At 39.1% G+C, this 26,522-nt stretch carries 21 protein-coding genes, 1 tRNA gene and 1 riboswitch; of the genes, 17 read left to right on the top strand and 5 right to left on the bottom strand.

What is annotated here, in order from left to right; all coding sequences use genetic code 11:
- The first annotated feature begins 27 nt into the window (after positions 1–27).
- The 4 genes from gltX to AC1M9H_RS07530 all read left to right on the top strand — a co-directional run bounded on the left by gltX (position 28) and on the right by AC1M9H_RS07530 (position 2,637).
- On the top strand, positions 28–1,536 hold the full coding sequence (gltX, locus tag AC1M9H_RS07545; protein ID WP_481613098.1) for a glutamate--tRNA ligase: 1,509 nt from the start codon (positions 28–30) through the stop codon (positions 1,534–1,536).
- A gap of 114 nt (positions 1,537–1,650) precedes the next feature.
- Positions 1,651–1,726: transfer RNA gene (locus tag AC1M9H_RS07540), tRNA-Glu, on the top strand.
- A gap of 105 nt (positions 1,727–1,831) precedes the next feature.
- Positions 1,832–2,173 (top strand): zinc-ribbon domain-containing protein, encoded by a 342-nt coding sequence (locus tag AC1M9H_RS07535; protein ID WP_035263946.1) that lies wholly within the window; start codon positions 1,832–1,834, stop codon positions 2,171–2,173.
- Between the two features lie 263 nt (positions 2,174–2,436).
- Positions 2,437–2,637 (top strand): hypothetical protein, encoded by a 201-nt coding sequence (locus tag AC1M9H_RS07530; protein WP_481613097.1) that lies wholly within the window; start codon positions 2,437–2,439, stop codon positions 2,635–2,637.
- Between the two features lie 51 nt (positions 2,638–2,688).
- Here AC1M9H_RS07530 and ettA read toward each other — a convergent pair whose 3' ends face one another.
- Positions 2,689–4,350: an energy-dependent translational throttle protein EttA gene (ettA, locus tag AC1M9H_RS07525; RefSeq protein WP_035263944.1), complete on the bottom strand. Its 1,662-nt coding sequence runs from the start codon at positions 4,348–4,350 to the stop codon at positions 2,689–2,691.
- Between the two features lie 298 nt (positions 4,351–4,648).
- Between ettA and AC1M9H_RS07520 the strand changes: the two genes are divergently transcribed.
- The 4 genes from AC1M9H_RS07520 to AC1M9H_RS07505 all read left to right on the top strand — a co-directional run bounded on the left by AC1M9H_RS07520 (position 4,649) and on the right by AC1M9H_RS07505 (position 7,903).
- Entirely contained in the window at positions 4,649–5,926 is a 1,278-nt protein-coding gene (locus AC1M9H_RS07520) for an O-acetylhomoserine aminocarboxypropyltransferase/cysteine synthase family protein (protein WP_481613096.1), read from the top strand.
- A 242-nt stretch (positions 5,927–6,168) separates the two neighbouring features.
- Positions 6,169–7,056: an SDR family NAD(P)-dependent oxidoreductase gene (locus tag AC1M9H_RS07515; RefSeq protein WP_481613095.1), complete on the top strand. Its 888-nt coding sequence runs from the start codon at positions 6,169–6,171 to the stop codon at positions 7,054–7,056.
- A gap of 116 nt (positions 7,057–7,172) precedes the next feature.
- Complete coding sequence (locus AC1M9H_RS07510) at positions 7,173–7,472, top strand: hypothetical protein (RefSeq protein WP_481613094.1); 300 nt, start codon at positions 7,173–7,175, stop codon at positions 7,470–7,472.
- Positions 7,473–7,585: 113 nt separating this feature from the next.
- Positions 7,586–7,903: a hypothetical protein gene (locus AC1M9H_RS07505; protein ID WP_481613093.1), complete on the top strand. Its 318-nt coding sequence runs from the start codon at positions 7,586–7,588 to the stop codon at positions 7,901–7,903.
- Between the two features lie 58 nt (positions 7,904–7,961).
- Here the strand turns inward: AC1M9H_RS07505 and AC1M9H_RS07500 are convergent, their stop codons facing one another.
- Both AC1M9H_RS07500 and AC1M9H_RS07495 read right to left on the bottom strand, forming a co-directional pair.
- Positions 7,962–10,157 (bottom strand): bifunctional SulP family inorganic anion transporter/carbonic anhydrase, encoded by a 2,196-nt coding sequence (locus AC1M9H_RS07500; RefSeq protein WP_481607868.1) that lies wholly within the window; start codon positions 10,155–10,157, stop codon positions 7,962–7,964.
- Positions 10,158–10,352: 195 nt separating this feature from the next.
- A complete protein-coding gene (locus AC1M9H_RS07495; RefSeq protein WP_481590433.1) occupies positions 10,353–12,719 on the bottom strand; it encodes a Tex family protein in 2,367 nt (788 codons plus the stop codon).
- A 482-nt stretch (positions 12,720–13,201) separates the two neighbouring features.
- On the opposite strand from AC1M9H_RS07495, the gene ompR reads away from it, so the two are divergent.
- The 3 genes from ompR (at position 13,202) to AC1M9H_RS07480 (ending at position 17,260) form a co-directional block, all read left to right on the top strand.
- Entirely contained in the window at positions 13,202–13,966 is a 765-nt protein-coding gene (ompR, locus tag AC1M9H_RS07490) for an osmolarity response regulator transcription factor OmpR (RefSeq protein ID WP_035263934.1), read from the top strand.
- A 107-nt stretch (positions 13,967–14,073) separates the two neighbouring features.
- Entirely contained in the window at positions 14,074–15,534 is a 1,461-nt protein-coding gene (locus AC1M9H_RS07485) for an ATP-binding protein (protein WP_092767308.1), read from the top strand.
- A 208-nt stretch (positions 15,535–15,742) separates the two neighbouring features.
- Entirely contained in the window at positions 15,743–17,260 is a 1,518-nt protein-coding gene (locus tag AC1M9H_RS07480; RefSeq protein ID WP_092767310.1) for an acetyl-CoA hydrolase/transferase family protein, read from the top strand.
- 398 nt (positions 17,261–17,658) lie between these two features.
- Here AC1M9H_RS07480 and phoU read toward each other — a convergent pair whose 3' ends face one another.
- A complete protein-coding gene (gene phoU, locus AC1M9H_RS07475; protein ID WP_035263928.1) occupies positions 17,659–18,384 on the bottom strand; it encodes a phosphate signaling complex protein PhoU in 726 nt (241 codons plus the stop codon).
- A gap of 96 nt (positions 18,385–18,480) precedes the next feature.
- Positions 18,481–19,821 carry a multidrug efflux outer membrane protein AbuO gene (gene abuO / locus AC1M9H_RS07470; RefSeq protein WP_481590435.1) on the bottom strand — a complete coding sequence of 447 codons (1,341 nt, stop codon included), beginning with the start codon at positions 19,819–19,821 and terminating at the stop codon, positions 18,481–18,483.
- 279 nt (positions 19,822–20,100) lie between these two features.
- On the opposite strand from abuO, the gene AC1M9H_RS07465 reads away from it, so the two are divergent.
- The 6 genes from AC1M9H_RS07465 (at position 20,101) to gluQRS (ending at position 26,457) form a co-directional block, all read left to right on the top strand.
- Positions 20,101–21,153, top strand: coding sequence for a hypothetical protein (locus AC1M9H_RS07465; protein WP_481591482.1), 1,053 nt, complete (start codon positions 20,101–20,103; stop codon positions 21,151–21,153).
- A 40-nt stretch (positions 21,154–21,193) separates the two neighbouring features.
- A riboswitch (TPP riboswitch) is annotated at positions 21,194–21,313 on the top strand.
- A gap of 87 nt (positions 21,314–21,400) precedes the next feature.
- On the top strand, positions 21,401–23,296 hold the full coding sequence (gene thiC, locus AC1M9H_RS07460) for a phosphomethylpyrimidine synthase ThiC (RefSeq protein WP_481613092.1): 1,896 nt from the start codon (positions 21,401–21,403) through the stop codon (positions 23,294–23,296).
- 73 nt (positions 23,297–23,369) lie between these two features.
- The gene (locus AC1M9H_RS07455) at positions 23,370–23,996 is read left to right on the top strand and encodes an NUDIX domain-containing protein (RefSeq protein ID WP_481591484.1); all 627 of its coding nucleotides are present in this window, start codon (positions 23,370–23,372) and stop codon (positions 23,994–23,996) included.
- Between the two features lie 3 nt (positions 23,997–23,999).
- Entirely contained in the window at positions 24,000–24,806 is an 807-nt protein-coding gene (gene cpdA, locus AC1M9H_RS07450; RefSeq protein WP_481591485.1) for a 3',5'-cyclic-AMP phosphodiesterase, read from the top strand.
- A gap of 206 nt (positions 24,807–25,012) precedes the next feature.
- Positions 25,013–25,534: an RNA polymerase-binding protein DksA gene (gene dksA, locus AC1M9H_RS07445; protein ID WP_035263919.1), complete on the top strand. Its 522-nt coding sequence runs from the start codon at positions 25,013–25,015 to the stop codon at positions 25,532–25,534.
- A 59-nt stretch (positions 25,535–25,593) separates the two neighbouring features.
- Entirely contained in the window at positions 25,594–26,457 is an 864-nt protein-coding gene (gene gluQRS, locus AC1M9H_RS07440; protein WP_481594777.1) for a tRNA glutamyl-Q(34) synthetase GluQRS, read from the top strand.
- Positions 26,458–26,522 lie beyond the last annotated feature (65 nt).

The raw sequence follows: 26,522 nt of genomic DNA, 5'->3' as shown, positions 1-26,522 counted from the left end.
ATTTTTATTTGATAACTTTTTCTGGCTATGACAGTTCGTACTCGTATTGCACCATCTCCTACAGGTTTCCCCCATGTAGGTACTGCTTATATCGCATTATTTAACCTATGCTTTGCTCAACAGCATGGCGGTGAATTTATCTTACGTATTGAAGATACAGACCAACTCCGTTCAACACCTGAATCAGAAAAAATGATTCTCGATTCATTGCGCTGGTTAGGTTTAAATTGGTCAGAAGGTCCAGATGTGGGTGGCCCTCATGCGCCATATCGTCAATCTGAACGTATGGATATTTATAAAAAATATGCGTTAGAACTGGTTGCAAAAGGTCATGCATTCTATTGTTTTGCCACTGCTGAAGAATTAGATCAAATGCGTGCAGAACAACAAGCACGTGGTGAATCTCCTCGTTATGATGGTCGTGGTCTAAAACATACACCAGAAGAAGTTGAAAGACGTTTAGCGGCTGGCGAACCGCATGTTATTCGCATGAAAGTACCTGAAGAAGGGATTTGTAAATTTAATGACTTACTGCGTGGTGAAGTAGAAATCCCATGGGCACAAGTCGACATGCAAATTCTGCTGAAAACCGATGGCCTACCAACTTACCACTTAGCAAACGTTGTTGATGACCATTTAATGGAAATCACTCACGTGATTCGTGGTGAAGAATGGATTCCATCTGCTCCTAAACACCAATTGCTTTATCAATATTTTGGTTGGGAAATGCCAGTGCTTTGCCACATGCCACTTTTACGTAACCCTGATAAGTCAAAACTATCTAAACGTAAAAACCCAACTTCAATCAATTACTACAAAGATATCGGTGTATTACCAGAAGCATTATTAAACTATTTGGGTCGTATGGGTTGGTCAATGCCAGATGAACGCGAAAAGTTCAATTTGGCTGAGATGATCAAGAATTTTGACATCCAACGTGTATCGCTTGGGGGTCCAATTTTCGATGTAGAAAAACTCAATTGGTTAAACGGTCAATGGATCAAAGCACTTAGCCCTGCTGAGCTTTTAGACACTTTATTGGCGTGGAAGGCAGATCGTGCCAAGTTAGAAGAAATTGCGGCTGCAATCCAACCACGTATTAACCTATTGTCTGAAGCTGTGAATTGGTCAGCACATTATTTTAATCACTTCCCTACACTGTCTAAAGCACAATTCGAAAGTAAAAAGTTATCTGAAGAGCAAGTTCGTCAAAGCCTACAATTTGCAATTTGGCGCTTAGAAAGCTTATTTACTTGGAATAATGACACTGTTAGCCAAACGCTAATGGATTTAGCTGCAGAAATGGAAATTAAATTACGTGACTTTATGCCTGCGTTCTTTATTGCCATTGCGGGTTCTACTGCTTCAACACCAGTGATGCAAACCATGGTGACCATTGGTCCTGACTTGACTTTTGCTCGCTTGCGTCATGCACTCGAAATCGTTGGCGGTCCAAGTAAAAAAGAGCTTAAAGTGTGGGAAAAATTGAATGAAAGCTTAAAATTGCCGAAAAATGACGCAGTTGATGAAGCTTAATTAATTTTTTTATTGACGCATGAGTGTTATATCCCTAATATAGCGCTCACACAGATTGAGCACTTAGCTTGATACCTAGATTGCTTTTATAGCATTGACTGTGTTGCCTCATAAGTCCCTATCGTCTAGAGGCCTAGGACATCGCCCTTTCACGGCGGTAACCGGGGTTCGAATCCCCGTAGGGACGCCAAATTCTAAAAAACCACTGACCTCGATCAGTGGTTTTTTTTCATCTATACATTTTTGATTTTAGTTTCGATGTTATAGAATTAAGCAAAAGAAATACGGAGCACTCATGCAGTACCAATGCCCTAAATGTCAAAGTCGTAAAATTCTTCCTTTAGCAAGTGCCAATGCACCTGCTGTACGACCAAATGTTCCTAAAAGCTTAATTATCCTCGTACCCACTCTATTTTTACTCCTATTATTGGTCATTATTAGCGTTGTACTGATGATTTTTAGCAATGGTGCTGGCGAGACACTTCAAATTGCAACTGTGATCGTATTTTTAATTGCAGTGATTGCAGGTGTGATGTTCTGGAAAGATTTACCAGATTTCAAAATTTCGATGCAAGCCTTCATGCAATCTCAAAAGAAATGGAAATGCCGTGAATGTAATCACGAATGGGAAAATTAATTGTTTATTTTCATCAGTCCTAAAAGCTCATTTGGGCTTTAAGGACTTAGAATTAAATAAATTTAAATTTTATATATGAGTAATAGACAAAACCTTCAAAAGAGCATAATTTAATGAAATAGATCTCATTTTTGCATGGATAAGCAAGGAGAACCATAATGATAATAAAACTATTTCAATCACTATTCTTTGATCTAAAATGCACTCGAACGGCTAATTTATCCAATCTCGAGCCATCCACATCCTTAGACCCTCGAAATCAAATGTGGTTATACCTACGTGATGCATTACGTGGGAATGCTGAAGCACAATATCAATTAGGTCTGAGTTACTTAAATGGTGAACTAGGTTTGGATCGAAATTCTCAAATTGCTGAAAAATGGCTAAACCAATCAGCGAATGCTGGAAATGAAAATGCAAAAAGAACTCTACTTCAAGCTTATAGTCTTTTAGCATTTTCATAAAATTAATTCATAAAAAACCAGCCTGAAGGCTGGTTTTTTTATTAGATGGAATTAACCACCAATTTTGCGATATTTTTGGCGCTTAGCCACTAGATCATCGCCATCGCGTTTACGACGGTATTCTTCGAACTCAGCATAGTTTCCTGTGAAGAATTCTGGAGTTTCACCTTCGAATGACAAGATGTGCGTTGCAATACGGTCTAGGAACCAACGGTCATGCGAGATGACCATTACAGTACCTGGGAATACTAAAATTGCATCCTCAAGCGCACGTAAAGTTTCGATATCCAAGTCGTTCGATGGTTCATCGAGAAGGATAACGTTTGCGCCCATTTGTAGAATTTTCGCAAGTTGTAAACGGTTACGCTCACCACCTGACAATTGACCTACACGCTTCTGCTGATCTTGGCCTTTAAAGTTAAAACGACCAATATATGCACGTGATGCGATTTCATATTCACCAATACGTAAGATATCTAAACCGCCAGAAACTTCTTCCCAAACCGTTTTATTGTTATCTAAGGTGTCACGAATCTGCCCCACGTAAGCCACTTTAACTGACTCACCTAGCGTTACCGTACCTGTATCAGGTTGTAATTCACCTGTCATCATACGGAATAGTGTGGTTTTACCCGCACCGTTCTCACCCACGATACCCACGATCGCACAAGGTGGAACAACAAAAGATAAATCTTTGTAAAGTGTACGATCACCAAACGATTTGCTGATACCTTCAACTTCCACAACCTTGTTCCCTAGACGTGGACCAGGTGGAATGTAGATTTCAGACGTTTCGTTACGTTGTTGGAATTCACGAGAGTTAAGCTCTTCAAAGCGTTCCATACGTGCTTTATTTTTCTTTTGCTGACCTTTTGCATTAGAACGAACCCATTCAAGTTCTTTTTTCAATGCTTTAGCAAAAGATTCTTCTTGCTTCTGTTCTTGCTCTAAGCGGGCATTTTTCTGCTCTAACCAAGAAGAATAATTACCTTGATAAGGGATACCCATACCACGGTCAAGCTCAAGAATCCACTCTGCAACGTTATCCAAGAAATAACGGTCATGCGTAATCGCAACGATTGTACCAGGGAAATCTTTTAAGAAACGTTCCAACCATGAAACAGATGATGCATCCAAATGGTTCGTCGGTTCGTCAAGAAGCAACATGTCTGGTTTAGACAAGAGCAAACGGCAAAGTGCCACACGACGGCGCTCACCACCTGACAATTTAGTGACATCAGCATCCCAAGCTGGCAAGTTTAACGCTGCCGCTGCTTGTTCAAGCTGGTTATTTAAGTTATGCGCATCCCAAGTTTGAATAATTGCTTCAAGCTTTTCTTGCTCTTTTGCAAGTGCATCAAAGTCGGCATCTTCAGCTGCATATTCAGCGAAAACTTCATCAAGACGAGCTAATGCATCAAGTGCTTCACGAACGCCATCTTCAACGTTGCCACGAACGTCTTTTGTTTCATCTAATGGCGGCTCTTGCTCAAGGTAGCCGATCTTGATACCTGGTTGTGCACGAGCTTCACCAGAGAAATCTTTATCTACGCCAGCCATAATACGAAGCAAGGTAGATTTACCTGCACCGTTTAAACCAAGAACACCAATTTTAGCGCCCGGGAAAAATGATAAAGAGATGTCTTTAAGGATTTCGCGCTTAGGCGGAACCATCTTAGACACACGGTTCATCGTGTAAATATATTGGGCCACGTAGGACTCCTCTATAAAAAAAACAAAATCCGCTGTAAACACAAATCGCGGACAAATAATTAGGGAGCATTATACGATGAATACGATAAAAACATAAGCCATACGCCCGAACTTGCAAGGAATGTTACAAGTTTATTTTTTCATCAAACTTACCATTCAAAGTGCACAAGAATATGGCTTTTAAATGAGCAACATATGAGAATTTTAGATAACTTTTTCAATATTTTATAAATTTTATAATATGATTAGGGTGCTATATTCTCATTGAACAATTTTTAAACCACAAGAAGATCTCAAAATGACATATAAGGACGAAACCCTCGCCATCCATGCTGGATACTCACCTGAACCAACGACTAAAGCAGTTGCGGTACCCATTTATCAAACGACGTCTTACTCATTTGATAATACGCAACATGGCGCAGACCTATTCGATTTAAAGGTCTCTGGGAATATTTATACACGGATTATGAACCCAACGAATGCTGTGCTTGAACAACGTATTGCAGCACTCGAAGGTGGGATCGGCGCATTAGCACTTGCATCAGGTATGGCAGCCATTACCTATGCCATTCAAACCATTGCTGAAGCTGGGGACAATATCGCTTCTGTATCTACACTTTATGGTGGTACATATAATTTATTTGCACATACGCTACCAAAACAAGGGATCGAAGTGCGCTTCTTCGATTATCAAAATCCAGAAAGTTTGCGAGCACTTGTTGATGAAAAAACTAAATTAGTCTTCGTTGAGTCTATTGGTAATCCACTCGGCAATATTATTGATTTAGAAGCGATTTCTAAGCTTGCACATGAACTTGGCATTCCTGTAATTGTGGACAATACAGTTGCTACACCAGTGCTTCAAAAATCTTTTGAATTTGGTGCAGATATTGTTGTTCACTCTCTAACCAAGTACATCGGCGGACATGGTAATTCGATCGGCGGTATCATTGTTGACAGCGGTAAATTCCCTTGGGGTAAATATCCAGATCGTTTTAAAGCGTTAAATACGCCCGATCCAAGCTATCACGGCGTGAACTATGTCGAAGCGCTTGGTGAAGCAGCTTATATTGCACGTGCTCGTGTCGTGCCATTACGCAACACAGGTGCAGCGATTAGCCCACAAAATGTTTTCTTAATCCTGCAAGGTTTAGAAACATTAAGTTTACGTATGGAACGTCATACTGAAAATGCTTTAAAAGTTGCTCAATATTTACAAGCTCATCCAAAAGTAAAATGGGTAAATTACGCAGGACTACCTGATCACCCGCAACATGCTTTAGCTCAGAAATACGTTAAGGGCAAACCTTCAGCAATTCTTTCATTTGGTGTACAGGATGGCTTAGCAGGCGGAACTCGCTTTATAGATGCCCTACAATTATTCACACGATTGGTGAATATCGGTGATGCAAAAAGCTTAGCATGTCACCCAGCAACTACAACGCATCGCCAACTGAATGAAGAAGAGTTAAAAGCTGCTGGCGTTTCTACGGATATGGTTCGCTTATCCATTGGAATCGAACATGCGGACGATTTAATTGCCGACCTAGAACAAGCGCTCGCTCAAGTTTAATCTTGGTAATACATTAGAAATAAAGCCTCATGACTGGGGCTTTATCCTCATTTACCATATCATCTTTTTCAGTTTTTTTTACTCCTATTACCACAACAAAAAATTAGAGCATTTACTCTAAATTTTACAATAAATTCATAAACTTATGCCATGGTTTATTTTCATTTTTCCACTATGCTGATTTGTATGACACGTTAGAAAATACGTGTTGCACAATTCATTGCATTTACAGGGAGAATGAAGTGAATAAAAAATTAGAACAGCGTTTTAAAAAACGTGTCCATGGAAAAAATATTCTGATTACAGGCGCGTCCAGTGGTATCGGTTTAACTGTTGCACATCAATTGGCTGCGGCAGGTGCGCATGTATTATTGGTGGCACGAACTGAGGAAACTTTACAACAAGTAAAATATGAGATTGAGCAAAAAGGGGGAAAAGCTGACATTTTTCCTTGTGATTTGAATGATATGAGTTCAATCGATGCTGTAACGCAACAAATCTTCAATAGCATCACACATATTGATATTCTAATTAATAACGCAGGTCGTTCGATTCGCCGTGCAGTCCATGAGTCCATCGACCGTTTTCATGATTTTGAACGCACGATGCAACTCAACTATTTTGGTGCTGTTCGCCTCATTTTAAATGTCCTTCCACATATGATAGACCGTGAACGTGGACATATTATTAATATTAGTTCAATTGGTGTATTAGCCAATGCTACACGCTTCTCTGCATATGTCGCTTCAAAAGCTGCATTGGATGCATTTAGCCGTTGCCTATCAGCTGAAGTACATGCGCATAATATCGCTATCACCTCGGTCTACATGCCTTTGGTCAGAACGCCGATGATCGCTCCAACTAAAATATATAAATACGTGCCAGCACTTTCACCGAATCAAGCTGCAGATTTAATCGCTGGTGCTATTGTGAACCGTCCAAAAAAGGTAGCGACTGGTCTTGGAAAACTTGCATCAATTACTTATGCGATTGCACCTGATATTAATAATAAATTGATGTCGATTGGATTTAATTTATTTCCAAGCTCTACTGCTTCTGTCGGTCGCCAAGAGAAATTAAACATTGTACAGCGTGCATATGCACGACTATTTCCTGGTGAACATTGGTGATAGAACAAGTTAATTTAAATACTTTGTGAAATGATCTTGTTACATTTTCACTGTGTGATTTTAATTATTCTTTAAGAATTAAACGCCATGATCAAAGCATAAAATAGGAGTTTGTCATGGCTCAAATTTATTTTTTTAGATTATTTTTTCTAGCAGTTGCTGTTTTGATTTTTACTCAAATCATGAGCATGATTATTCAGCAACATTACTCATTCGACACCTTATTACAACTAGGTTTATTTTTAATTTTGCTTGAGCTGGGATTCAACATAAAACCAGCCGATGCTCAAAATAAAACTGAATTGGATCAACAGCAGATGAATGATGCCAAAGCACCAAAGTCTTATGCATACCATTTGTCAAAAATAGGTTTAGGCACTATCGCATTCAGCTTGATCTTGCCGAATCTTATTTAGTGCTAATCATGATTGAGTTCAAATATAGGCGTAAAAAAAATTTTGAGATCATTCGTTAGGCGGTAGAGTTATGTTATAAACCTTGCATCTTATTGATTTTATGCTTTGTACTTATGCGTGGTTTAGCTTTAGTGCTGCAATGTGCAGCCATCGCATTTGCGATATTCCTCATTTATCAAGTTAGTCTCGGTTTTTATACTCAAGAATTTAAAGTTTTAGACGTTGTTGCTGATGTGGGCACTATTCTCATCTGTATCGATCTTGCCGTATTCTTGTGGCATAGCCGCCAAACTAAAGCTACCAACCTACAAGACTATGCACAAAAGATCGAACTATCAGTTCCAAAATTCGTAAAAATTTCACGAAAATTAGGTCATCTCGGGATTTTACTGATCTTAACCAGCTGGATTGTCCCCATGATTAATGGATAAATTAAAAACCTCCCATTTGGGAGGTTTTTAATATCACTTACTGATGAAATGAGATCATTTAAGATAAAAAGTTGACTTGACCAGATTTCACATCATAGATTGCGCCAACAATCCCAATCTCTTTACGCTCAATCATGTCTCTTAGCGTGTCACTATTTTTAATAATATAATTAATATTATTTCGCACATTTAGCACAGTTACAGCATCAATAAAATTGGTTGTAAGTTGATAATTACTCATATCATTTTTGACTGTTTCCGCCGCCTGCATAATCGGCTTCAAAAAATGCTGAACGTTCGGTGTATCTTTTAGTTGACTCAAATCCACTTTTTGCTCAAATAAATGACAAGCAGATCCTACCGCACCACAGTCCGTATGCCCCAATACCACGATCAGTTTTGAACCTTTGGTTTTACATGCAAACTCTAAAGAGCCCACGACTTTTTGACCAGCAATATTTCCAGCAATACGCAAACTGAATAAATCACCGATTCCTACATCAAAAATGCGCTCTGTCGGTGCTCTAGAATCCATACAACCCAACACTGCAGCAATAGGATGTTGCCCTGCATTTGACGTAACTTGAATTTGGCGAGCAATATTATGGTGTAAACGCTGATGATTAATAAAACGCAAGTTCCCGTCTTTTAGCATCTGTAAAACTTGATCAGGACTGAGCTGTTTTTGGAGTTCTTGCGTACTCACATCAAGATCGAGCTCGTCCTCTTTTATTTCAGGATAATGTGCTTTAAAACCTTGTAAATTAACTTTTATCCCCTGCTTTACCGCCACTTCACTTTGAAAGTCCTTAATAATTTGATAGATATCTGGATCAATATAATAGGTATTGGATGCATCGATTAGCACATTTTCATGCGGTTTAACTTTTTCTAAAGCGGTGACGAGTGCGGCACGATTTAAAAAACTTAAATTCGGTGCTAATTCAATACGGGTAAGTGAACCATGCAAGTGTTTTTCATGGATCACACGTACACCACGGTGTAAATGACTCTGTAAGATAATCAATAAACTGATCACTAGACCAATCATGATGCCTTTCAGTAAATCAGTTGCAATGATTGCAACTACCGTGACAATAAAAGGTAAAAATTGTTTCCAACCTTGCGCATAAATCCGTTTAAATAGGCTTGGTGTTGCCAATTTAAATCCAGTCAAGATTAAGATTGCTGCCAATGAAGATAGCGGTATCGCATTGATTAATGGGGTGAGCGCCACCACTGCAACAATCAGTAAAAAACCATGAAAGATTGCAGAAAATTTGGTTTTAGCTCCACTGGTTGCATTCACTGAACTACGAACAATGACTGAGGTAATCGGCATACCACCGATCAATCCTGACATAGAGTTTCCAACACCCTGTGCAAATAATTCACGATTCGGTGGTGATGAGCGCTTTTGTGGATCCATCTTATCGGCAGCTTCTAAATTCAATAGTGTTTCAAGAGAAGCTACCACCGCTAATGTAATTGCACCCGTATAAATTAAACTATTATTCCAATACGAAAAATCTGGAAACTGGAAAATCGTTTCTGAACCAGAAAAGATATTCGGAAGATTAATCAATTGTTGAGGGTTTACTGCATATGGAGAGCCGATTTTCAACATGATAAAGTTAAGAAGTCCAGCAAATATCACCGCAATCAAGGCTGAAGGCAGTGGCAGTTTTTTTAATTTACTACTATCCCACAGTAGGATTAACGCAATACAACTTAGACCAATTAATCCTGAGCCAATATCAATATGACTCAGTACAGATTGAATTGACCATTGATCAATCAAAACAAAGCCTTTGACATCCAAACCAATCAATTTAGGTAATTGACTGATAATCAGTAACAGACCAATCGCGGCAAGCAATCCCAAAATCACATTGGTGGGTACGAAATTTGAGAAAACACCTAACCTAAAAATACCAAATAATATTTGTAAAATTCCAGCTAAAAACAATGTGAACAAAAAGGCTTGATAATTACCTTGTAGTAATTCAATTTGGGTCAATACAATCGCCACTAAGCCTGCAGCGGGACCAGATACACTGATATGTGAGCCACTAAAAAAACCAACAACGATTCCACCAATCACGCCAGCAATAATGCCTGAAATGAGTGGTGCACCTGATGCATGAGCTATGCCCAAACAAAGCGGAAGTGCAACAAGGAAAACAACCAGACCTGAGAGCAAATCACGATTATAAAATCGAGGTTTCAGCTCGTTATTTTGAGATATACTCATGTTTAATTTCTCTTAATTATATGACTTATAAAGTTAAAAATAATTTTGAAGTGAATTGATTATTAAGTTTTTCTTGTTGTTTTATACCATCTTAAAGTTTACATTTAAAATAAATCACCTTGATGTTCTTCATTTATTTAAAAACATAAGCATAAAAAAACCTCCCATATGGGAGGTTTTTTACCTGATTAAAGATTACTTCGAACCTTTAACCCCTGCTTGTAATAATAATGCACCTAAACCACCAATCTTCTGTTCTTGTGGTTTCTGCTGCTGAGGTTTTTTCGCATGTTGTGGGCGATCACCCTGTGGACGTGCTTGCTGAGGACGCTTCGCGTGTGGTTTACGCTCACCACGTTGCTCTTGCTGGCCATGAGTTTCACGACGTGGCTGGCGCGGTGCCTTCGCAGGTGCTTCAGATCCTGCAGGGCGCATCGATAAATTAACACGATTACGTTCCACATCAACTTGTAACACACGCACTTGAACAATTTGCCCTGGTTTCACAAACTTATGTGGATCAGAAATAAATTCATTCGCTAGTTCTGAAATATGAACTAAACCATCTTGATGAACACCAACATCAACAAATGCACCAAAGTTCGTTACATTGGTCACTACACCTTCAAGCTCTAAGCCTTCAGTCAGTTGTGAAACCTCAGTAATGTCATCACGAAACTTCGCTGTACGGAACTCTGGACGTGGATCACGACCTGGTTTTTCAAGCTCCGCCAAAACATCTTGGATCGTTGGTAAACCAAATTTGTCATCAACAAACTCTTCAGGTTTAACCTGACGAATGATTTCAGTATTGCCAATAATATCTTTTACAGTGGTCGCTTTCGCTTCAACAATCTTGTTGACTAAACCATAAGACTCAGGATGAACTGCTGAAGCATCCAATGGCTCTGAACCGTCTTGAATACGTAAGAAACCTGCAGCTTGCTCAAAAGTACGCTCACCTAAGCGTGGTACTTTTTTCAAATCTTGACGATTATCAAAACGACCATTCTCTTTACGGTAGTCTACAATTTGCTGTGCTATAGATTTGTTTAATCCTGCGATGTAACCCAAAATCGCTGAAGATGCTGTATTCACATCTACACCAACTGAGTTCACACAGTCTTCCACTACAGCTTCAAGCGTTTTTGCCAAGCCTGTTTGATTCACATCATGTTGATATTGACCTACACCAATTGATTTAGGATCAATCTTCACAAGTTCAGCCAATGGATCTTGTAAACGACGCGCAATAGATACTGCACCACGAATCGATACGTCTAAATCTGGTAATTCTTGTGAAGCCAATTCAGATGCTGAATATACTGAAGCACCTGCTTCAGATACAGACACGCGCGTTAATTTAAGATCAGCATGAGCAGCCATCATTTCCACAACAACAGCTTCTGTTTCACGACTCGCGGTACCGTTACCAATAGCAATTAGCTCAACATTGAATTCACGACATAAACGTGCCAATTCATTGATTGAGCCTTCTTTATCTTCTTTAGGTGCGAATGGATAAATCGTGCTGTGTGCCAGTACATCTCCAGATGCATTCACGACAGCCAATTTCACACCTGTACGGATACCAGGATCCACACCTAAAGTAGTACGTGAACCTGCTGGTGCAGATAAAAGTAAATGACGTAAATTTTCTGCAAATACTTGCATTGCTTCTGCTTCAGCAGCCAAACGCTTTTCTGTCAGAAGTGAATGCTCAATTGTAGGCCGGACTTTGCCGAGCCAGAATAATTTTGCAGTTTGCTTCAGAAAATCTTGACGGGCTTGAGGTTGAACTTGATCAAGATTGTATTCAGTTTCAATGCGCGCCAAAGGAGCATCATTTTCACCATCAACTTTTAGACCGAGTACATTCTCTTGACGTCCACGTAACATTGCCAATAAGCGATGTGATGGAACTTTGTTTAAGTTTTCAGAAAAATCGAAGTAGTCACGGAATTTTTTACCAACTTCTTTTTTCTCTTCACTAGCAACTAAGCTTTTTAACACTGCTGTTTTTGCAAACATCGCTTTAAGCTCTGTCGTGAGTGCAATATTTTGTGCCCAGTCATCAATGAGAATATGCTGAACAGCGTCTAATTGACTCTCTAAATCAGGATAATCTTCATGATTAAATCCTGCTAAAGCTTCTGCAGGTTCAACATTTTCATTATAGATTTTTTCAGCGATTGGGCCTAAACCAGCCTCTTTTGCTTTAAATGATTTACTCGTACGTTTTGGACGATACGGTGCGTAAATTTCTTCTAATGCATTTTTTGTTTCAACGGCATTGACGCGAGCTAACAAATCATCCGTGAGTTTATTTTGTTCTTTCAGTGATTCAATGACCTTTTCACGGCGTTCAAATAAATCACGAAGGTAAGTTAATCGGGTATCCAGTTGACGTAACTGCGTATCGTCTAAGCCTTGAGTTACTTCTTTACGGTAACGTGCAATAAATGGAACACTAGAACCTTCATCAATCAGCTTAATGGCAGCTTCTACTTGGTTTGGACGTACGGCAAGTTCACTTGCCAACTGCTGAACTAAGTCAGTCATCGTGTTAAATTCCACAAGGATAAGGACTAAAAGTTAGTGATTATAAAGACCGAGACTATAAAATCCACAATTGTTTTGAATATTTGCAATGAAATTTTAAATAAAAGTCTCAATTTTTCTAGTTTTATCTCCCAAAGAAAAAGCTTCTGGTGAAGTCTCTGATCAATTATTTGAGTGTAATGCCTCATTGTGTCATCACTTTGACAATGAACTAAAACATTTAACTCTTTATAATCACTTTATTTTTCTGATTTTGATGTCAATTTTTTGCTTTCAATAGCACTTCAAATTAGCTTCATATTGAATAGCGATTTTATTTTAAATTATTTGCTTAAAAACAGGTCAATACATGTTGTGATTTGGTTTCAGAACACACTTAAAATTGTAATTTTGAGCAATTTGATACATAGTCTTAACAAGAACTTAGGCATTATACTGAGACAAATGACTATTTATAAATACAACTTTTAAGGGAGTGCATCATGAGTTTAGTTGTACCTGCTGAAAATACTGATGTAGTACACAATGACACTGACAGAGTTGAACGCATTCTGGTCGTCGACGATGATGTGCGTCTTCGTACCCTTTTACAACGGTTTTTAGAAGATAAAGGTTTTGTGGTTAAAACCGCACATGATGCCACGCAAATGGATCGGTTATTACAACGTGAACTTTTCTCGCTCATCGTTTTAGATTTTATGCTTCCTGTAGAAGATGGTTTGAGCATTTGTCGTCGTTTAAGGCAGTCTAACATTGACACGCCTATTATTATGCTCACTGCACGTGGTAGCGACTCTGATCGTATTGCAGGGCTTGAAGCAGGTGCTGATGACTATCTACCAAAACCATTCAACCCAAATGAATTGTTAGCTCGTATCCGAGCTGTACTACGTCGACAAGTGCGTGAGGTTCCTGGGGCACCAAGCCAGAATGTTGAAGTGGTTTCATTTGGTCCTTGGTCACTCGATCTATCGACTCGAACATTGACTCGTGAGGGTCAAGTGGTGACCTTAACTACTGGTGAATTCGCAGTACTCAAAGCATTGGTGCAACATCCTCGTGAACCGTTGACACGTGATAAATTAATGAATTTGGCACGTGGTCGTGAATGGGGAGCAATGGAACGCTCTATTGATGTTCAAGTTTCTCGTTTACGTCGTTTAATCGAGGAAAATCCGGCTCGTGCACGCTATATTCAAACGGTGTGGGGTGTGGGATACGTATTCGTACCAGATGGTGCAGAATAATTTTTTAAACAATGGACTCCGCCATCAATGATGTCGGGGTCTTTATTTTATGTATTAAACAATTACATGCACTTATTCTTTTTCAGCCCAAACTCTCAGGTTAGACCGTGAAACTTGATCCTATTGACCCACAAAAATTTAATGAATTTGTTGCGTATTCAGAGCGAAAACGAACGAAATGGGAACGCTTTCTTGACAAAATCAAGCCGCGCTCCGCTGCAATGCGAACAACAGTTTTGGTTGTTTTTGTGGTGTTCTTTAGTCTGTTTATGTCACTTTGGTTTTTTTGGAAAACCCTCTATTTACCAGAGATTCAACAGCATGCACGCTACCTTGCGGTTGAACTCGAAATTATCAACAACCCCGACCTTCGAATTTTTCATGGTGACACTGAACTTGATGTTGACACATGGTTAAAACAGCGTGTTGGAATTGAATACGTTACAGACCCTGCTGCGTTCCCCAACCAGCGCGATAAAGTCATTGCTGAATTCTTTACGAACCAAGTTGAAAAACGTTTGGCCAAAGAGCTCGACGTGCCTGAGGTCACCGTCTATTTCCAATTTAAACCTAGCCCACGTATTTGGATTCAAACCCCAGAAATGAACGGGAATTGGGTTCAAGAACCGTTAAAAACTTATGCAAATTATAGCCCCGAATTGATTTTGGCATGGTTTCTTGGCGTACCGCTGATTTCAGCCATGATTATCTTAACTTTAGTGAGACAGCTCAATCGCCCACTACGCCGACTGCAAAATGCAGCAAATAGCTACAGTAAAACTGGAAAAGCCCCCTATCTTGAGACGAACCACGGACCTTTGGAAATCCGCCAAGTCAACCAAGCCTTTAATCATATGATTTATACATTGGAGCTCACTGAACGTGATCGTCAAATTATGTTGGCTGGTATTTCACATGATTTAAGAACCCCGCTCACTCGAATTCGACTGAGTGCTGAAATGATGTCAGATGATGACTTCTTGAAAGAAGGCTTAATCTTTGATGTGGATGATATGGATGCCATTCTTAATCAGTTTATTTCTTACATGCGTGATGGTTCAGATGAAGACCTAAAAGAAACCAATATCAATACCCTTTTGCAAGAATTGGTTATTCAGTTTAAACCCCTGGATATTCGCTTTGAACCAGAAGAACTCCCACTGATTACTGCTCGTTCGCTTTCCCTCAAGCGCTTAATTGGTAACTTAATTAATAATTCTAAGCGTTATGGTGCTGAACCCATTGAGCTAAGTGCGAAAGTCGAGGGAGATCATCTAAAAATTTGTGTTGCTGATCACGGTGATGGAATCCCAGAAGATCAAATTGCAGACCTTATGCAACCTTTTGTACGTGGCAATGAAGCACGTACCATCCAAGGGAGTGGTCTTGGTTTAGCCATTGTAAAACGAATTGTCGATATTCATGAAGGTGAATTAAAAATTCATAATCGTCCTGAAGGAGGTCTTGAAGCTATCATTCTACTGCCCCTTTCAACACCTCAAGTTGCTGATATTTCAACCAATAGCACCTTAGATAAAATCAGGCAAACCATCACCGAACGATTTTGATGAATGGTGAATAGTTGAACGGTTGAATTGGTTTAATTATTCACCACAATGAAAATTAAAAATAAAAAACAATATCTTACAAACCATAATATATCTTTATATCCGCATTTTTTGAAAAAATTAGACCTTAGCCTAACAGGTATGCAAAATGGCTCGCTTGATCGGTACAATCGGTGCCAGATCCAGAATATCAAGAGAAGAGTAAACCATGTCTTTAGATCGCATTCGTTTAGAGTCACTTCATGAAAAAGTCATTTCAGCTGAACAAGCTTCAACGTTTATTGAAGATGGCATGACCGTAGGTATGAGTGGTTTCACGCGTGCTGGTGAAGCTAAAGCAGTTCCATTGGCATTGGTAAAACGCGCTCATACAAACCCTTTAAAGATCACTTTAATCACTGGTGCGTCTTTGGGTAATGACTTAGATAAACAGTTAACTGAAGCTGGCGTATTGGCTCGTCGTCTACCTTTCCAAGTCGATAATACTTTGCGTAAGGCGATCAATAAAGGCGAAGTAATGTTTATTGATCAGCATTTGTCAGAAACTGTTGAACAAATGCGTAATAAACAATTGAAAAAGCCTGATATTGCTGTAATCGAAGCTGTAGCAATTACTGAAGATGGTGGCATCATTCCAACGACTTCAGTAGGTAACTCAGCAAGCTTTGCAATCTTTGCAGAAAAAGTAATTGTTGAAATTAACACAAATTTAAGCCCAGCATTCGAAGGCTTGCACGATATTTATATCCCATCTTATCGTCCGACACGTCAGCCGATTCCACTCACTCAAGTCGATGAGCGTATTGGTACACACGCAATTAATATCGATCCTGCTAAAATTGTTGGCATCGTATTTAACAGCGAATTCCATGATTCTCCATCAACAGTGACTGCACCAGATGATGAGACCCAAGCAATTGCAAACCACTTAATCGAATTCTTTGAAAAAGAAGTCGCTGAAGAACGTCTTCCTAAAAATTTAGGTCCATTACAAGCAGGTATTGGTTCAATTGCCAATGCGGTATTAACGGGTCTTAAAGAATCGAATTTTGAAGATCTCATCATGTACTCAGAAGTACTTCAAGACTGTACTTTTGAATTAATTGATGCTGGTAAAATGAAATTCGCTTCTGGCTCATCAATTACACTTTCTGCACGTTATGGTGAAAAAGTATTCAATAATCTTGAGCAATACAAAGACAAACTTGTATTACGCCCTCAAGAAATTTCAAACCACCCAGAATTGGTACGCCGTTTAGGGATTATCGGGATCAATACTGCGCTTGAATTTGACATCTACGGCAATGTGAACTCTACGCACGTATGTGGTTCAAAAATGATGAATGGTATTGGTGGTTCAGGTGACTTCGCACGTAATGCGCATATCGCAATCTTCGTGACTAAATCAATCGCTAAAGGCGGTGACATTTCATCTGTAGTGCCGATGGCATCTCACGTAGATCACACAGGTCATGACGTAGACGTTCTTGTTACTGAACAAGGTCTTGCTGATTTACGTGGTCTTGCACCGCGTGAACGTGCACGTGCAATCATCGATAACTGTGTTCACCCATTGTATAAAGATGCATTAAACGACTATTTCGATCGTGCATGTGCTAAAGGTGGACAAACCCCTCACCTACTTACAGAAGCGCTCTCTTGGCATTCTAATTTTGAAGAAACAGGTCATATGTTATCTGCACCTGCTGAAGCAAAATCTGCATAAGTATGAATTTGAAAAAAGCCCTGATATTCAGGGCTTTTTTTATTTCAACGATTCTAAAATACTTTTAAATCATCATGATAATTGACATAAACCAATAAAATAGGCAGGATTGAATAAGACACTTAAATGTGAACCAGTTTACATTTTATTAATATTAAATTACACAAAATCACGCTTTTGTAGCTGAACTTTACACATAATTTGAATATTATTATTTCATAGCAAGATTATGAGTGAACAAATAATAATAACAGCGTACTGTTTCATCAGTTTTCCTTCCTAGATTTCCCCCAAAATCTAGGAATTTTTTTGTCTATATGTTTTACAGAACTCAAGTTTAGTGTCCGCATAAAAAAACCTCGATATTCGAGGTTTTTGTGTTTGAAACGAATTCTATTTTAATGATTACCTTGAACTTTTTCCTCAATCTCTTCCACACTAGTGTGACGAACATCGTAGCCTTTAGCCATATAAATCACTTGTTCAGAAATATTACGCGCATGGTCACCAATACGCTCTAGAGATCGCAGCACCCACATGACATTCAGAACGCGAGAAATATGACGAGGATCCTCAATCATGTAGGTCATTAATGTACGTGTAGCAGATTGATATTCTCGATCGATATCTGCATCAGCCAACAATACTTTCAGTGCTTGTTCTGCATCAACGCGTGCAAATGCATCCAACGCATCATGAATCATTACTCGTACTTGATTACCGATATGACGTGTTTCCATATAACCACGAGGTGATTCACCTTCTTCACATAGATTTTGGGCTATACGTGCAATTTTAGCTGCTTCATCACCAATACGTTCTAAATCGGTATTGGCCTTGCTCATTGCAATCACCATACGCAGATCACTTGCAGCAGGATGGCGACGCACTAAAATCAAAGTCAAACCTTCATCAATTTCACGCTCATAGCGATTTACCGTATTATCCTGAAATTGGACATCTACAGCTAAATTCACATTGGTGTCTAAAAGAGCATGAATGGCATTAGCAACTTGTTGCTCAACCAAACCACCCATCGCCATAAATTTGGTATGGACATCTTGCAAATCTTCGTTAAATTGAGAAGAAATATGGTGGCTAAGTACAGGATTATTAGAGCTCAAAGTCTTATTACTCCACACAGCGTGAATGGATTGAAATTTTTGCCATATTAAAGCATATCAATTGTGAATATTTGATGACAAAACAATCAATTTATTCTATTTTTCAACTAACCATGCATTCATTTGACGAAGCTCATTTTCATTCAATTGACCCACAGAAGCCTTCAACCTCAACACATTCAACACATAATCATATTGAGCATTCACAAAATCTAATCGCGTTGCAAAAGCATTTCTTTGCGCAAGCAACACATCAACCATACTTTTAAGCCCTTCATCATACTGAGCTTGGGATGCTTTCGCGACTAATGCTGAAGAATCCATGGCAGCTTTGCGCGCTTGCAATGTAGCACTATCCATATCAATTTGTAGGTAAGATTTTTTAGCATCTGTGGTTGCTTTACGTATCGCAGCTTCTAATTGGCGTTCCGACTTTTCAACATTTTTTGTCGCTTTATCAATATTAATTTTAGTTCGCCCACCGGTATAGGCATTCCAGTTCATTTCTACACCCACCTGATCGAACTGTCCATCACTCGATATAGCTGTTTGTGGTGACTGTTCACTATATCCATAAGTGGCTACGGCTTCGACTTGAGGATAAAGCGCCGCTTGCTCTACACGTCGCTGATCATTGGCATATTGACGTTGCAAACGCGCTTGTAGAATTTCAAGATTCTGTTCTTGAGCTAATTTAGTCCATTCACTCATGATATTCGGTACAGGCTTTTGATACTCGAAATCATCACTTAAAACAGCGAGCTTTTCTTGGTAAGGTCCAATCAACTGAGCAAGTTGCTCTTGTGCCAAGATTAATTGAACACCTGTCGCAATTCGATTTGCTCGCGCATTTTGATATTGTGCATTCGCTTCGCTCACATCGCTTTCAGCAACTAAACCTTCTTTGAGTTTGGCATTCATCATATTGAGCTGCTCGAATAATGCTTTTTCTTCTTGAGCGTTAGTGAGCGTTAAAGCCTGTTGACGTAGTACATTAAAATAAGCTTCAGAGACATTTAATATATGTTGTTGCTGTTGCTGTTTTAAAGTGACTTCACTCAGTTGAACTGAGGTTTTTACCTGTTTATATCCCTGCCAAGCATCCATTCTGAAAATGGGTTGTCGTGCAGTAATCGCAATTTGACGAGTGGTCGATGTCGATGCCAACAGGTCAGAACTATTAAAAAAAGGATTCGATTCTGTACTTGAACGATTTACATCTTGGTTTTTACGCGTCACATTTCCTGAAACGGTTACTGTCGGCAGCAAATTACCTTTTGCTAAACCTATATTTAACTGATCAGCCTCATACTGCAACACGTTGGCTTGCCAATTTGGATCGGTTTGCTTTGCTCGCTCATAGGCTTCAACGAGGTTCAATGCAAAGCTCATCGGGCTAAGTGCAATTAAACTGACTGCAAGTAGAGTTTTTTTCATGATAATGACTTCACAGCACCTTAAGCATTTGAATAACAAGTAATTAGAATAGGATGTTGCAAATATAATCTTTAATCGAGCTTTTTACGTATCAATTTTATTATTTTTTCATTTAATCCGGAGAATTATTTTGAATTATGCACATTGATGTATGTTTTTCATACATTATTTTAACGCTTGATTGCGAAGCAACTACAATAAATTTCACTGTACGGTTTTAAAATAAGTGAAAATCTATTTGCGCCTCATTTCACACTTTAACTGTATTTTGATATCTCAATGAAGTCATTTTTGCACACGTTTAAGCCTATTCGTCAATTATTGACTCTTATGGTCGTAAGTCTTGGCTTAACTGCGTGTCAAAAACCGATTTCCGAAGAAATACCTACTGAATCTCCAAACCCAACCCAAAACCAGAACACCACACCTGATCTCAACCTTATTTGTCAAAAACTCAAAAAAGAAATGCTCGGGATAACTGCTCAACGGACTACATTCGCCATTGAGCAAATCAATCAAGATATTCGACTTTGTCTTCCCTTAATGCCCTTTCAGGAACAGAAAGAATTGATCGGTTTGGCAGACATCATGTATAGAAATTTCTTAAGTATAGATCGATCAGCTGATCAGCAAAAAGCTTTTGATTTATATGCTCATGACCAGTCGCAATTTCCGACGATTCAACAATCACAAATTGAAAAATTACATCCACGAGATCAATATTTACTTCGGCATAAAGGTCAAGCGTATATTGATCTCGTCGATATTAACCACCAAGCAACCTATCAAAGAAACCCATATTATTTAGCACGAGTATTTGCCCCCTATTTCCCTGAGGCAGAACAAGCATTTATGCAAGAACTTGCTGAACAAAATCAGCAAGCACAATTTGAAGATCCTCATTTTCATCTTGAAGCAAAAGAGATTTCTAGACGTGCCCAGTATTGGGAAAATTATCTAAAAAAATATCCTCAAAGCAGTTTCCGTTTAGATGCAGAGTACCTTTATCATTTTTATTCAAATCTATTATTTAAAGGTCTCAACCATGATCCTGTTTCTCATGATTTTGAAGGACGTGTTGAAATTGCACCCGATGCTTTAGCTGAAATCGAACAACTCGCAAATATGAAAAATAGTCGTTTAGCAGATCAAGCGAGACTTTTCTTAAAATTTATCGAACTGGATTCACAACAAAAAAGTAAATTAACTTCAAATCAGACTGATCAAAATCCGCAAGTTCTTATACAGCTAAGTCACTATTTAAACTTAAAAACTGTTGATCTTGAAAATCGTCGTAATTGCTTTAAAGACGCAATTTGTTATGCATCATAGTCTGATGACTTTAATCGGACTTTATATGTTAATATTTTGGCATCGCTTGACGGAGCGCGAGTAATAACTCGCTGAGATCACCTAAAACATTGTTTTGATGGTGAGTACCGTTGAACCTGATCAGGTTAATACCTGCGTAGGAATCAAGCCATCTAAAAACTTTGTTCTAGGTTATTCATTCAGGATAATTCCGCCACCGTTTTTGGTCGTGCTTGATTCGTTGATGTCATTCATAAGGATCATTGCAATGAACCAATTAACGAATCTTTCAAATACAGATCTCTCTGCTCAACATGAGCAAGATGCTCAAGATCTCACCCGCATTTTACCAGCGTCAAAAAAAGTCTATGTTCAGGGTTCTCGTCCAGATATTCGCGTACCCATGCGTGAAATTGCACTCTCCGATACACCAACGGGCTTAGGCGGTGAGTATAATCCTGCCATTTTGGTGTATGACACTTCAGGTGTTTATACCGACCCTGAGATTCAAATTGATTTAAATCGAGGCCTACCAAACCTCAGAGATACATGGCTTGAAGAGCGCGCAGATACAGAACAACTCGCGACATTAAGCTCAAAATTTGGGCGAGAACGTCTTCAAGATATTCGTACAGCTGGCATTCGTTTCGCATATATCCAGAAACCTCGTCGAGCTAAACCAGGACATAACGTTACGCAAATGCATTATGCTAAGCAGGGTATTATCACGCCTGAAATGGAATACATTGCGATTCGAGAAAACCAAAAACAGCGCGAAGGTGTGGATACTCGCCAACATGTTGGTCAAAACTTTGGTGCAAAAAATTTATTAGAAATTACACCCGAATTTGTACGCCAAGAAGTCGCTGCAGGTCGTGCCATTATTCCTGCCAATATCAATCATCCTGAACTCGAACCGATGATTATCGGACGAAATTTCCTAGTGAAAATCAATGCCAATATTGGCAACTCAGCACTGGGTTCATCCATTGATGAAGAAGTGGCAAAAATGACATGGGCAACACGTTGGGGTGCTGACACCATCATGGATTTATCTACGGGTAAAAATATTCACGAAACACGCGAGTGGATTATTCGAAACTCCCCTGTACCTATTGGAACTGTTCCGATTTATCAAGCATTAGAAAAGGTGGATGGAATAGCAGAAGATCTTACATGGGAAATTTTTAAAGACACTTTAATCGAACAAGCTGAGCAAGGGGTTGATTACTTCACGATTCATGCTGGTGTTTTATTACGCTATGTTCCTCTCACAGCCAATCGCTTAACGGGCATCGTTTCACGCGGCGGTTCAATCATGGCACAGTGGTGTCTTGCACATCATAAAGAAAATTTCTTATACACCCATTTTGATGAAATCTGCGAGATCATGAAAGCCTATGATGTCTCATTCAGCTTAGGTGATGGTTTACGCCCTGGGTGCATTCAAGATGCCAATGACGAAGCCCAATTTTCCGAACTGCGTACATTAGGAGAATTAACCCATCGAGCTTGGGAACACGATGTGCAAGTCATGATTGAAGGTCCTGGTCATGTTCCTATGCATATGATTAAAGAAAATATGGATTTACAACTTGAGGTTTGCAAAGAAGCACCTTTTTATACATTAGGACCATTAACAACAGATATTGCACCTGGTTATGATCATATTACTTCAGCAATTGGTGCAGCCATGATCGGTTGGTATGGAACAGCGATGCTTTGTTACGTAACACCTAAAGAGCATTTAGGTCTACCCAATAAAAAGGACGTCAAAGATGGCATTATCACCTATAAAATTGCAGCACATGCTGCAGACCTCGCCAAAGGACACCCAGGTGCTCAAGTCCGTGATAATGCGCTTTCAAAAGCACGTTTTGAGTTTCGTTGGGAAGATCAATTTAATTTAAGTTTAGATCCTGATACGGCACGTAGTATGCATGATGAAACCATGCCGAAAGAGGCACATAAATCAGCGCATTTCTGTTCGATGTGTGGACCTAAATTTTGCTCAATGAAGATTACCCAAAATGTGCGTGAATACGCTCAAAATCAGCAGTCTGACAACCTAGATCTCAAGTTAAATCAAGAGATTGAATCAGGTCTCAACGCCATGAAAAATGAGTATCATAAGCAAGGACAAAAGTTGTATCAGAAGCTGTAAAAATTAAAAAATCTGTTTTTCTTTAATGCAATCTCAGTTAGGATGAAATAAATTTTTGTCCTAACGTATACGAATGAAAATTCTTGAAAAAGCTACTTACAATAATAAAGATTTTAAGGTCCATTCTCGCGAATCCCTTTATCAAGGATTCATTCGTATAGAGAAAGTGAGCATCACACATCGTTTATTTGGTGAGAATACTTATACCCCAACAATTCATCGTGAATTAGTGCATCGAAAAGAAGCTGCTGGTGTACTCATCTACAATGATGCACTCAAGCGCTTTGCACTGATTGAACAATTCCGAATTGGTGCAATCGATGATCCTATCTCCCCATGGCAACTAGAAATCATTGCAGGCGTATTAGATGGCGATGAATCACCTGAAACATGCATTCAGCGTGAGAGTTTAGAAGAATCTGGTTGTGAAATTCGTAATCTGGAACATTTATTTACCTTCTACCCTTCTGCTGGTGCGTGCGATGAAGTTTTTCATTTGTATGTTGCAGAAGCAGATCTTCCTGAGCTAGGCGGTATTCATGGTATGCCAGATGAAGGTGAGAATATCCAACTGCATATCTTAGCTTATTCAGATCTTGAACCATTATTGGCATCCAAACGATTGTGTAATGCACCTGTCATCATGGCTCTGCAATGGCTCAAACAGCACATTGCCACTACCTCTATAGCGCTGAGGTAATTTATGACGCCTTTAATCAAACAGAATAAAAATGATCAGCTCATTATCCAAATTACCGATACTCATCTCATGGATCATCCTGACACGCCGTTTGTTCAGATAAATCCTGAACAAAGTTTTCATGCAGTGATCAATGATATTTTAAATCGCTATCAAGACATTGATGCGATTATTCATACAGGTGACTTGGCACAGGTACCACATGAGGCAACTTATCAGCGATATTTGAGCTTCATGAAAAATTTGAATATTCCGTTTTATCAAATTCCAGGGAATCATGATGATGCCGAATATTTTCCTTTTGCAGCGCCTGATCCTATACCGGCCGTGTTAACTTTCGAAACGTGGAAAATCGTCCTATTAAATAGTGCTGTGCCCCACAAAGTAGATGGTTGGATTAAAGCAGAACAATTGAATCATTTATCAATGATTCTTCAGGAAACACAGCAGCACCCAGTCATTTTGGCGTGTCATCATCACCCACTTGAAATGAATTCCAAGTGGATTGATCGACACATCTTAAAAAATTCAGATCAATTGACACAGATCATGGCAGAGTATCAACAGATTCAAGCAGTGATCTTTGGACATGTGCACCAAGATTCGTTGAATGTCTGGAAAAATATTCAATTTTTATCAACGCCTTCCACCTCTGTTCAGTTTAAACCAAAGACTGAAGATTTTGCCTTTGATGACCTTGCACCAGGCTATCGCAGCCTGCTATTGAAAGCTGATGGTAGCTTTGAAACACGTGTTCATCGCCTACAAAATTTTGCGCAAAATATTAATAAAGAAATTTCAGGTTATTAGCTTTTCTTTTAAAGTGTTTTGGATTAAGTTATCTGTCCGAATGGAATCTGAACAGTCCAAAACAGATATTCATAGCTTTCATCTTTGATAAAAAATCTATATGATGACGCCCCCGATAGCAACAATCTATCGGAAGCGATAAAAACACTTGCATATCACCATATTTTTTGCGTACGCAAACACGCATATGATGAGGAATGCCCTTTATGGCGAATGACAACCAAAATCAAGTCTTGGAAGAAAACAACGTAGTTGCTGAAAAAGTAAAACGCGTGCGTAAGACCAAGCCAAAGACTTCCGAAGGCGGTACTACAGCGAGTCTATTTGGCATCGAGCCTTATCAGCCGAAAAAAAATGAAGAATACATGTCTGAAGGTCAACTTGAGCATTTCCGTCAAATTTTATTGGCATGGAAAGACGAGTTAATGTCAGAAGTGGATCGAACATTAAATACAATGCAAGATGAAAATACTGCATTGCCTGATGTAAATGACCGTGCAACGCAAGAAGAAGAGTTTGCGATTGAGCTTCGTACTCGTGACCGTGAACGCAAGTTAATTCGCAAAATTGAACAATCTATCGAAGCAATCAAAAATGATGACTATGGTTTCTGTGAAACCTGTGGGATCGAAATTGGCTTACGTCGTTTAGAGGCTCGTCCAACAGCGACGCTTTGCATTGATTGCAAAACTTTAGCTGAAATTAAAGAGAAACAAAATAACGGTTAATCATGTTATTTAATAATCCTTCCCTAACCCCTCCTTTGATAAAGGAGGGGGACAACAGGATGGCTTATGTGGGTCGGTTTGCGCCATCGCCAACCGGCCCTCTTCATTTTGGATCACTCATTACAGCTGTTGCAAGCTATTGTGAAGCAAGATCTCATGCAGGCAAATGGGTTGTACGAATTGAAGATACAGACATCCCTCGCATATATCCTGGTAGTGAAGAACATATCTTGTCATGTATTGAAGCTTTCGGTTTCGAGTTTGATGACGAAATTATCTTTCAAAAAGACCGTTTAAACATCTATGAATCTGTCTTAAATGATCTTCAGCAACGTGACCTCACCTATGCCTGCCAATGTACACGCAAAATCTTAGGCTCTAATCATATCTATAGCGGTACTTGCCGCGATTTAAAACTACCACACGATCAACAAGCCATACGGGTTAAAACATCAGACGAGTTGATTTGTTTTGAGGATCTTTTACAAGGTCAGCATTGCTCTAATTTGACCAATGAATTAGGAGATTTTGTTCTTAAACGTCGCGACGGTATTATTAATTATCAGCTCGCCGTGGTTGTGGATGATTATCTACAAGGAATGACTCATGTTGTGCGTGGTGCTGATTTGCTGGATAACACTGAACGACAAATTTGGTTAGGGCGATTATTGGGCTACCCTGAACTTCAGTATATGCATTTGCCCCTAGCAATGAATAAAGATGGTACAAAGCTTTCTAAGCAAAATTTAGCTGTAGCACTTGATCTCACCCAAGCCCCCCAACTCTTGAACAAAGCTATTCATGCATTAGGACAAGATCCAGTTGATCTAGATCAACCAAATCGCATGCTTCTACAGGCAATTCAACAATGGGATCGTAAGAAAATTCCAGTTGGCACCACCATACAAGGTGTTTTTGAATAGTGTCCATACAGAATCATGCTTGTTATTCAGCTGAAAATGTTTTTGAATTCCATTTAAATAGATTA

The organism is Acinetobacter sp. ANC_7512 (genome assembly GCF_056779935.1).
The sequence above is the reverse complement of the archived record's forward strand: the minus strand, read 5'-3'. Positions and strand labels throughout refer to the sequence as shown.